We start from the raw sequence: 10,632 nt of genomic DNA on the forward strand, positions 1-10,632 counted from the left end.
GAGCACAGCCCGTGACCATCCTCTTCGCTGCCCGCGCCCACCTTCTTCGAATCGCCGTCCTCGGCTGCTTTTTCGCCACCTGGAGTCAAGCCCAGGCCCCCATCGTGCAGCCCGGCGTGCCGGGCGAGGCACCCCGGGAACTGTCCGCCGAGGAGGCCATCGAGATTGCCAACACCAGCTACTCGCCGGCGGATGTGCGCTTCATGCAGGACATGATCCCGCACCACCACCAGGCGCTGGAGATGGCGGCGCTGGTGGCGGAGCGGACGAATTCGCCGGAGCTGATCGACGTGGCCGGCCGGATCAACGCCTCGCAGGGCGACGAGATCGAATTCATGAAACAGTGGCTCGAATCACGCGGCCAGGAGACTCCGGATCCCACCGCTCACCACGCCATGCACATGCACCACACCATGACCGGCATGGCGACGCCGGAGCAGATGGCAGCGCTGGCGGCGGCTGAGGACACGGAGTTCGACCGGATGTTCCTGGATCTGATGATCACCCACCACGAGGGCGCCGTGACGATGGTCGAAGAGCTGCACGACCAACCCGGCTCGGCCTATGACCCGGTGCTGTTTGAGTTCACGTCCGACATCGTCAACGACCAGACCGCCGAGATCGAAAAGATGAACGTGCTGCGGGTGGGCCTCTCCGCCGATCCGCGCGCCGGTCTCAAGGCCGGGGTGTTCGACGCCGGCCAGGCCATCTCGAACCTGGAGTTGGTGGCCTCGCTACCCAAACCGCCGGGCTTCTTCGATCCGGAAAACCCCGCCGGCCTGCCCCTGGAGCATCCCGAGGACGAGCAGAAGGAGAGCGAGGACGAAGACGAGGAAGACGACCGCAACGGCGACGACGACCGCTTCCCGCTGCTCTCCTTCTCGAACTCCGACATCGCCTTTTCCGGCGACGTGATGGTGGCCGGCAACTACCACGGATTCAACGTCTACCGGCTGGGCGACAACGGCGTGCCGGAGCACTTGAGTTCGGTGGTCTGCCCCGGCGGCCAGGGGGACGTGTCGATTGTCGGAGACTTGTTGATCATGTCCGTCGAGCAGACCCGCGGGCGCCTCGACTGCGGCCTCCAGGGAGTGAGCGAGGACGTCAGCGACGAGCGCTTCCGCGGCCTGCGCATCTTCGACATCTCGGACCTCACCCGGCCGCGCCAGGTGGGCGCGGTGCAGACCTGCCGCGGTTCCCACACCCACTCGGTGGTCTCCGGCCCGGACGAGAATGGCAAGATCCTGGTGTACAACTCCGGCACCGCCTCGGTCCGCGAGGAAGAGGAACTGCCCGGCTGCTTCGACGAATCCCCCGGCGACGAGCGCACCGCGCTCTTCCGCATCGATGTCGTCGAGATTCCGGTGGACGATCCTTCCCTGGCGCGCATCGTCGCCAGTCCGGCGGTGTTCGCGGATCCCGAGAAGGACGGCGTTCTGGCGGGCCTGTGGCGCGGCGGCGACCACGGCGACGAGACCCAGGAGACCAACCGCACGGACCACTGCCACGACATCACCGTCTTCCCCACCAAGAAGATCGCCGCCGGCGCCTGCTCCGGCAACGGCATCCTGTTCGACATCTCGGACCCGATGAACCCGCAGCGTTTGGACGTGGTGGTGGACAAAGGCTTCGCCTACTGGCACTCGGCGACCTTCAACAACGACGCCACCAAGGTGCTGTTCACGGATGAGTGGGGCGGCGGCGGCCGGCCGCGCTGCCGTTCCTACGACCCGCTTACCTGGGGCGCCAACGCCTTCTACGACATCGTGGACGGCAAGCTCGAATTCCGCAGCTACTTCAAGATGCCGGCACCGCAGCTCGAGTCCGAGAACTGCGTGGCCCACAACGGCTCGGTGGTGCCGGTGCCGGGGCGGGATCTGTTCGTTCAGGCCTGGTATCAGGGCGGCCTGTCGGTGATCGACTTCACGGACACCGCCAACCCGCTGGAGATCGCGTACTTCGACCGCGGACCGCTCGACGAAGAAGAGCAGATCCTCGCCGGCTTCTGGTCCACCTACTGGTACGGTAACCGGATCTACGGCACGGAAATCGTGCGCGGCCTGGACGTGCTGGCCCTCCTGCCCAGCGAGCACCTGACCGAAAACGAGATCGCCGCCGCCGCCTTGGCGGACCAGAACGGCATCTTCAATCCGCAACAGCAGTTCCCGGTCACCTGGCCGGCGGACCCGATGGTGGCCCGCGCCTACATCGACCAGCTCGGCCGCGACGAAGCGCTGCCGGAGGAATTCGCAACGGAACTCGACGACGCCCTCGGTCGCGCCGCTGAAACGCTCGCCAACGGCGGCGCCGACGCCGACCTCGCCGACGAGCTAGAGACGCTCGCCTCCACCGTCACCGAAGCTGAGGCCAGCGGCTTGGCCCAACACCGGCGTGCGGCACTGGGCCGGGTGCTGGGGGAGATCGCAGACCGAATGCGTCGAGAGGGTTAGAGCCGGGGATCGACTGGCTCGCTCTCAAGAGCCAGAACGGCGAACACGCATTCGTGGACCCGACGTAGGGGCTCCATTGCCACGAAGCGATCGAGCGCTTCCATTCCGAGGGCAAACTCCCTCAGAGCGAGGGAGCGCTTGCGGCTGACGCCACGACTCCGCAGGCGCTGGAGATGCTGCGGTTCGGTGTATTCCGGACCGTAGATGATCCTGAGGTACTCCCTGCCTCGACACTTGAGGGCCGGCTGGATGAGCCCCTTGCGTCCCGTTGCGACAAAGTCCAAGGGCTTGACCACCATTCCCTCGCCTCCGGCCTCTGTCAGCTCGGTCCACCAGTCGGTTGCCGCACCACGGCTCCCATCGTCGGTGAGATCCACAGTGCGATGGGCGGTGGACATCAGCAAGCCCTGATCGGCCTCGACCATTCGCTCCGACATGTCGAGGTGCCAGAGGTGGTCGCGGTCGCGATGCACCCCCTGCTCTGACGCCAACAGGTGGAAGGGCGCCAGCCGGATCTGGTCGAGGGAATCCACAGGCCAGCAATACCGCCGGTACGCCACTTGGTATCGGCCGAGGTTTTCGCGACGCTCCTCCAGACTCGCCGCCAAACCCGTCAAGTCGATCAATGGATTGGCGTTTCGGCGCGCCAGTTCGGCGCCGAAGGTCAAACTCATCCCACCTGTGGTTCCGACCGGCGCGTACTGACCGCGAAGGAGTTCCTGTGCTTTGACGGACCACGGCATCAATTCACAGTCGAGAACAAGCCACTCCGACTCGAGTTCCTCCCAAATTCGGGCGGACGTCGCCGCGGAACGAACGGCATCGAGCAGTTGGATTTCGAGTTCCGGATCCGCGAAGAAGCGGCGGCCAGTTCGGGTGAAGCAGATTCCGGTCTCTCCGGTAGCAACTCCGAAGCGCTCCGTGGCCGCATCCGCATCGCGACAGACCACCACCACCGCCCGGGAACCCATGTGCTTCTCTTCGCAAATCACCCGCTCGATCCCCAGCCGGCGGTAGTAGCCGAAAGCCTCCGCCGGGTGCTCCAACAAGCCGTGTTCCCGGCTCGTCTTGGTGGGTGCCATGGTGGGCGGTAAATAGATCAGCCAGCGCGGATCAGCTGCAAAGCGGCTCATCACTTCCAGAGCGGCTGCCGAGTGCTCCTCGCTGATGGTCAGGTTGCCGCGTAGCCGGGTGGAGATGATGCGTCGCCCGGCGACATCCTCCAGGAAAAGCTGGCGGTCATGGGCGTGCTGAGCACTCTGCTCGCCTTCGCCTGGGGCAGCCAACGGCCGGCGCGGCTCACAGTAGGTCTGATGTGCCGGCACGGAAACGACCTCCCGCTCCGGATACCGAAGCGCCGTCAAGCGACCGCCGTAGACACATCCGGTGTCGATGTTGAGGGTGCCATTGAGCCACTCAGGCTCCGGCACCGGCGTGTGACCGTAGACGACCGTTGCCGAGCCGCGGTATTCCCGTGCCCAGTCGTGCCGCACCGGCGATCCGAACTCATCCGTCTCACCCGTGGTCTCACCGTACAGGGCAAAGGCCCGCACGGCACCAGAAGCCCGACCCTGCATGTCCTCCCGCATGCCGGCGTGTGCCACCACCAAGCGGCCGTCGTCGAGCTCGTAGTGGCTGATCAGGCTCCTCAGAAACTCCACAACCCGCTCCCGAAACTCGGGTCTCTCGTCATCGAGCTGCTGGAGAGAAAGGTCGAGGCCATGCTTGAGCTGAACCTTGGCACCGCGCAGCGCCTTGAGAAGCTTGACATCGTGGTTGCCGGGAACGCAGATTGCTCGTCCCGCGTCAACGGCATCCATCGCCAGTCGGAGAACCTCTGGGGTGTGCGGTCCGCGATCGACCAGATCGCCTACGAAGACCAGCTTGCGGCCTTCAGGATGGTTCAACTCATAGTGTTTGCCGTTCGGACCGTCATCGAAAGAGACCCTCCAACCCAGCGCATCCAGCAGCGCGAGCAGTTCGTCGTGGCAACCGTGGACATCCCCGATGAGGTCGAAAGGACCTTTCTCGTTGCGCCGATCCGTCCAGAGCGGCTGTCTTTCGAAGGTTGCCTCGGCCACTTCTTCGGGGGTCGAAAGCACATGAACAAACCGAAAGCCTTCGCGCTTCAGGCTGCGGAGGGACTTTCGGAGTTGCAGGCTCTGGTTGCGCACCACATGACGCCCAAAGGCTCGATCCGGTCGACCCTGGTTGCGCTCGTGGCAAATCTTCGGGTCGATCTTCAGCACCACGGCCACCGCCAGGCAGTGATACTGCCGTGCGAGGGTGAGAATCTTCTTGCGCGAATCCCGCTGTACGTTGGTTGCGTCGAAGACAGTGAGGCGTCGGCGGGCGAGTCGTTTCTCCGCCAGGTAGTACAGCGCATCGAAAGCATCCGCCGTCGCAGCCTGATCGTTTTCATCGTCAGCGACAAGGCCACGGAACCTGTCGGAGCTGAGTACCTCCGTCGCCCGGAAGTGTTTCTTGGCAAAGGTCGACTTGCCGGAGCCGGAGGCGCCGATCAGCGCCACCACAGAGAATGCGGGCACTTTGAGATTCATTCTTCGACCCTCTCGAAAATCACCATCTGGGTTGGTGTTCCCAGTTCCGGGTCCTCTTCGCCGATGCCCTGGATTGTGGTCGCGTAGCCCCACTCTTCGCCTACCTGCCCAGCCCATGCTCGGCACTCTTCACGGCTCCACTCGAAGCGGTGATCACGATGCCGAAAACTGTTCGACGACAAACTCTCGAAGCGTGCGTTGTACTCGCGATTGGGTGTCGTCACCACCACTACGGAAGGGCGGGCGTAGCCGAAGACAACCCGCTCCAGCGACGGCAACCGGGGAAGATCCAGGTGCTCGATAACCTCTACCAGAACCGCCGCGTCGAATCCGGCGAGCCGGTCATCTCGGTAGGTCAGCGCTCCGTGGAGAAGCTCGACTCGCTCTCGCAACTTGGGAGAAGCATCCGTCAGCCGCAATCGCCGGTGCGCCAGTTCCAATGCCCGCACGCTGGCATCGAGACCAACTACCATCTCGAACTGCTTCGAGCGCAACAGACGCTGCATGAGCTTGCCTTCACCACAGCCGAGGTCGAGCACCCTGCGAGCCCCGGCCTCTTCGAGAATCTGCTTCACCGTGTCGAGGCGCACGTCATTGAGGCGGGTCGGCTGTTCCAAGCCGATCTCTTGCGCAGCGGCCTCTCGTTCGCTGATCGGCGGCTCGTCGTCCGTCAACTGCTCCAACGCCAGGCGCGTCAGGCGCCCGCGGCGCTTCAAACCTCGACGAAGAATGAACTCAAGGTCCGGGTGGTCGGCCAACCAGCCTTCTCCCCGGTTGACCAACTTCTCGATTTCCGCCTCCCCGACCCAATAGTGCTTCTTGTCGTCGAGCACCGGAATCAACACGTAGAGGTGGCGCAGCAAGTCGCGGAGGCGGCACTCCGCCTCGAGGACAACGCGGTGGTACGGCGATGGGCCCCAGTCCGGCACCTGGGCATCCAGGGGGTATCGCTCGTACTCGACCGAGTAGCCCAACGGCTCGAAAAGGCGAGAGAGGATCTTCGAACCTCCTCGCGCTGGAACCACGGGCATTTCGACTCGCAGCGGAATCGAACGCTCCGCGAGATCGGGCCGTTCTTTCGAGCGTCCACTCAACGCGGTGCCGAAGACTTTACCGATCGCAACACTAAAAAACGACGACACCACGTAGGGTCGATCGTTGACGTAGTGCTCCGCCATCACCTGAACCGAACTGCGTCGGGTGAGGGACACGGGATCGATGTCCAGCATCAAGGCCGCCGTGCATTCACACTCGGTCGCAACCGGGTAGAAAACCCGCGCCACCCCAAAGGGGAACTCGATCTTGTGAATCCGGGCAGGATTCTTGTGCAACAGGTAACCGAGGTCTGTGGCTGGCGTGTGGGTGGTGGTCAGGGTCATGAACATGGCAGTACCTCATGACTTCGATTCGGAACCGCCAAGACTAGTTGCTCCGGATGGTCGAGGTCCAGCCTCACGTCAGGCTTTGCTGCTTTTTCTTTAGTCAGCCACCGTATGGGCTCCGCTACCGATGCTTCCGGACCTTGCGATCCCGCGACCGTCCGGAATCCGGTGTCCACGGCGTCGGCGGTGCCGGGTAGGGGGTGTTCAGAATGCCGATCTGGTTCCCCATGCGGGTTTGCACCGCCGGGCTCAACATCTGGGCGTCGGTGCCTTGGATGGGTGAGAAGAGCAGGATGTTGAGGGAGCCGCCGAAGTAGAAGTTGCCGAAGGGGGTGACGCCCTTGGTGACCCGCGCGTCTTTCTTCACTCCTTTGTGGAAGACGAGGGAACCGACGGTGTCCAGGCCCACCGGGATGGATGCGACCCACCCCTTGAGCTTCTTCGGCTGCCGTCCCGGCAGGTTGTCATAGGCCACCTCGATGATGATCACGCCGCGCTGGAATCCCTGGAACTGGCTGAAGTCCGTGCCGGGCCGGCCGACGTTGCCGTCGAGGGGCACCCAATTGGGCCAGTCACTGTAGCCGAAGGTGCCGTACGCATACGGGTCGCCAGCGCCGGCCTCGACGATCTCGGCATAGCGGATGACGCCGTCCACCGGGCTGTGGAAGTGGTGGTAGGTGTTGGGCATCAGTACACAGGCCAGCCCGCTACCGCCCTCGAACTTGGCCTTGAGTTCGTCCGGCGCGCCGGCCAAGAGATCGTCGACGGAGATTGGAATGCCCTTGACGTCGAGCACCGTGTCCTTCTGGAGCGGGTTTTCGATCAGCGCCCGGGTCACCTCGCCACTGGCTGTCACCACCGGCTGCACGAGAGGGTTCATGATGCAGTCGGTGGGCGACACCACCACATAGTCTCGCTCCGGCATGGTCACCGGCCGCGAGGGATACCGCCCATCGACCGACTTCAGGTTGCGCGCGAAGAAGGCGTTCCAGCTCGGGTAGTCGGCCGGATTCTGGTAGACGTAGTCCTCGATCTCCAGGCGCGGATCGGCGATCCACTCGGCCACCTTGCCGGTGGAGTCCGGACTGTCCATGTAGTGCTTGTACTCGCGATTGAACTCGATCAAGAAGTGCTTCACCGAATCGAGCGGTTGGGAGGGATCGAGAGGATCGATCCCCGCCACCAGCCGTTCGCCGGCCTGGTTGTGGAAGTAGAACCACGCAAAGTACTGGATCGAATCCAGCGCATTGTCGTTGCTGCCGATGATCGCCGGCAGCAGAGTGCAGACCTGGCGGTAGAACTCCCCCACCGCCCGGGCCAGACCGGCACCGTCACCGGCCTTTTTCCAAGGGTTTTCGCGCGCTCCATCGTAGTAGTAGCCGTAGGGCAGCGGCGCCAGCCCATCGTAGACGGCCTGAAACGCGGCACGGGTTCGAGCATCCCGCTCGTAGGCTTCGGCTAGTCCTCGGATCGAGGCCTCGCAGGGCGACTCCATCACCTCACCGGCCGCCTTGCCGTCGTTCTGCGCTAGCGACGGCACCGCCACCAGCAGGATCATCCCCAACAGCGCCGAGAATTCGAACCTCCGCAACTTCTTCGACATCACACGCCTCCTCCCGTTCCCAGTTTCAGCCTTATCTTCAAAGACCATTCAATCGTCAGTGTCCCCGGCCAGCAGAAGCGTTTCGCGAAGCGCCCGCTTCGTCCTCCTTGACAAATAGTTGACCAGTCGTCTATAGTTTTCGCTATGGGAAGGACAAGCGAAGCACGCGACCACCTGCTCGCCAGCGCGGCGGAGCTGATGCACGCCCGCGGCTACACCGCCGTGGGGGTGAGCGAGATCTGCCGCGAGGCGGGGGTACAAAAAGGCAGTTTCTACCACTTCTTCCCGTCGAAGCAGGCGCTGGCGCTGGCGGTGCTGGACGCACTCGAGGTCGCGGTACACCAGCGCCTCGACGAGTCGCTGCGCGCCGCCGGCCAACCGCTGGATCGGCTCCGCTCGTTCTGCCAACAGCCCTACCGCAAGCGGTCCATGAGCTGCGACGGTAGCGGCCAGTTCCTGGGCTGCCCGGCGGGCAATCTGGCGCTCGAGATGAGCGCTCAGGATCCCGTTCTGCGGGATCGCCTGGCGGAGATTTTCGAACTCCAGATCGCGGCCCTCGCGGAGGTGATTGCGGAGGCCGTGGACGAGGGAGAGCTGCCCAATGCGGTGGATCCGGCGGACGCCGCCCGTGCCGTGCTGGCTCACCTGGAGGGCATGATCCTCCTCGCCAAGACCCGCAACGATCCCGAGATCCTCGCCAAGGCGGCAGATCAGGCGCTGCGGCTGGTGTCACCGGCGGCGGCCTGAAGCACCCTCACCCCTTGCGCTGAACCGAAATCCGCCCAAACCCCGAACCGACTGAGCAAAATCAACCAACACGACCCAATAGACGAACGGTCAACTAATAGGAGATAACTGATGAAACTCGAAGGCAAAGTAGCGGTGATCACCGGAGGAAACAGCGGCATTGGACTGGCCTCGGCGCAGGAATTCCGGCGCCAAGGAGCGAAGGTGGTGATTTTCGGCCGCGACCAAGAAACCCTCGATTCCGCCCTCGCCAGTCTGGGCGACGGCGCCCATGCGGTGCGAGGGGACGTCACCTCGATGGCGGATCTCGACCGCCTGTACGCTGAGACGGTCGAGCGCTTCGGCAAGATCGACGTGCTGTTCGCCAACGCCGGCGTGGCACCGCCAGTGCCCTTCGCGGACACTAGCGAAGAGCAATTCGATTTCGTGTCGAACGTCAACTTCAAGGGGGTGTACTTCACCATCCAGAAGGCCCTGGAGCACCTCAATGACGGCGCTTCGGTGGTCATCACGGCGTCGATCGTGGCCTACAAGGGCTTCCCGGGGATGTCCGTCTACGGGGCCACCAAGGCGGCGGTCCGCTCGCTGGCCCGGTCGCTGTCGGCGGAACTTCTGCCGCGCGGCATCCGGGTGAACGTGCTGAGCCCGGGACCGGTGGAGACGCCGATCTACGACCGCATGGGAATGCCCGAGGAGGCCGCCGACGCCTTCGAGCAGCAGATCATCGACAGCACCCCGATGGGCCGCTTCGGCAAGTCCGAAGAGATGGCGACGGCGGCGCTGTTCCTGGCGTCGTCGGACTCGTCGTACCTGGTGGGCGCCGAGATCATCGCCGACGGGGGTTTGGCGACCATGTGATCACTGGCCATCGACCGCCTTCGCCCGGGATCGCCCGGGCGAGGGTTCTGTTTTTCACTCGATCTGAGTCGAAATTCTTGCGGACAATACGGCAATATGGTTTTATTGCTCCATCAAGACGACGCTCGACGTTCCCGACGAGTTGTATCGCCGAGTCAAGGCACGAAGCGCCCTCGAAGGCCGGCCGGTGCGGCAGGTGGCGATCGAACTCTTCGAGCACTATGTAAGAAGAGGCTCCCCCAGGGACCAAACGATCGGTCCACCAGGCGACGAAAGGGACGTATCCCCACCGAACACCCCGGCCTGGTTCGGAATCTTGCGTCCACATCTGCGCACAGGAGCGGATCACGACATGGAGTCCATTCGCAAGAGCATCGCGGCGGGCATCGCCGAGAAGTACCGAGATTGAAAATCGGACTCGATACTTCGGTCGTGGTTCGGGTTCTCTCCGGTGAACCGCAAGATCTCGCCGTCACCGCTCTGCAGTACCTTCAATCGCGAATCGAAGCCGGCGACCGCTTCTCGGTCTCGGACTTGGTCGTTGCCGAGGCCTATCACGCGTTTCAGCATCACTATGGGGTTTCCAAGAAGCAATGCCTCGATGCATTCGCAGCCTTCCTAGCCAGTTCGGGAATCGAACCCACCGGCGAGGCCGAAGCCGTTCTCGCGACACCAGACCTCGAAACCGCTAGACCGGGCTTCGTGGATCGCATGATCCACGGCGACTATCTGGCTAGCGGAACCGAGCGATTGGCTACCTTCGAAGTCGCCGCCAAGAACTTGCGAAGAACCGAAATCCTAATGGCCCGGTGACCCACTGACGGCGAGCACAAGCGGCCTTCAGTCCCCCACCTATTCATCAAGCGCCGACCCTCTCTTACGGGTAGTAGCCCGCCAAGGTCCGCGCCGTCATCCCCGGCCTTTCGACGTCCACTCGCACCCGCCGCCAGTCGTCGTCGGGGCGTTCCGGCGGGTAGTAGGTCAGCAGGTATTGGCTGCGCAGCTCTTCCATCAAGATGCGGTAGGCCCAA

7 protein-coding genes are annotated in these 10,632 nt (G+C 63.6%); 4 read left to right on the plus strand and 3 right to left on the minus strand.

Features of this window, described 5'->3' with window-relative positions:
- Positions 1-50: 50 nt before the first annotated feature.
- Positions 51-2,450 (plus strand): DUF305 domain-containing protein, encoded by a 2,400-nt coding sequence (locus AAF481_18635; protein ID MEM7483187.1) that lies wholly within the window; start codon positions 51-53, stop codon positions 2,448-2,450.
- Here AAF481_18635 and AAF481_18640 read toward each other — a convergent pair.
- The 3 genes from AAF481_18640 to AAF481_18650 form a co-directional block, all read right to left on the minus strand.
- Positions 2,447-5,011: a polynucleotide kinase-phosphatase gene (locus tag AAF481_18640; protein ID MEM7483188.1), complete on the minus strand. Its 2,565-nt coding sequence runs from the start codon at positions 5,009-5,011 to the stop codon at positions 2,447-2,449. The two genes, AAF481_18635 and AAF481_18640, sit on opposite strands and share 4 nt — an antisense overlap.
- Positions 5,008-6,396, minus strand: a complete 1,389-nt coding sequence (locus tag AAF481_18645) for a 3' terminal RNA ribose 2'-O-methyltransferase Hen1 (protein ID MEM7483189.1) — start codon at positions 6,394-6,396, stop codon at positions 5,008-5,010. Before AAF481_18645 ends, AAF481_18640 begins: the two co-directional genes overlap by 4 nt.
- A gap of 118 nt (positions 6,397-6,514) precedes the next feature.
- The gene (locus AAF481_18650) at positions 6,515-7,996 is read right to left on the minus strand and encodes a phosphatidylserine decarboxylase (GenBank protein ID MEM7483190.1); all 1,482 of its coding nucleotides are present in this window, start codon (positions 7,994-7,996) and stop codon (positions 6,515-6,517) included.
- Positions 7,997-8,140: 144 nt separating this feature from the next.
- Here AAF481_18650 and AAF481_18655 point away from each other — a divergent pair, with 144 nt between their 5' ends.
- From AAF481_18655 to AAF481_18665, 3 genes are all read left to right on the plus strand, one after another.
- Complete coding sequence (locus AAF481_18655; protein MEM7483191.1) at positions 8,141-8,743, plus strand: TetR/AcrR family transcriptional regulator; 603 nt, start codon at positions 8,141-8,143, stop codon at positions 8,741-8,743.
- 111 nt (positions 8,744-8,854) lie between these two features.
- The gene (locus tag AAF481_18660) at positions 8,855-9,601 is read left to right on the plus strand and encodes a glucose 1-dehydrogenase (GenBank protein ID MEM7483192.1); all 747 of its coding nucleotides are present in this window, start codon (positions 8,855-8,857) and stop codon (positions 9,599-9,601) included.
- Between the two features lie 432 nt (positions 9,602-10,033).
- Positions 10,034-10,414: a hypothetical protein gene (locus AAF481_18665; protein MEM7483193.1), complete on the plus strand. Its 381-nt coding sequence runs from the start codon at positions 10,034-10,036 to the stop codon at positions 10,412-10,414.
- The last annotated feature ends 218 nt before the right edge of the window (positions 10,415-10,632 follow it).

The sequence above is a fragment of the Acidobacteriota bacterium genome (assembly GCA_039030395.1).
In the GTDB taxonomy this organism is placed as follows: Bacteria; Acidobacteriota; Thermoanaerobaculia; order Multivoradales; family JBCCEF01; genus JBCCEF01.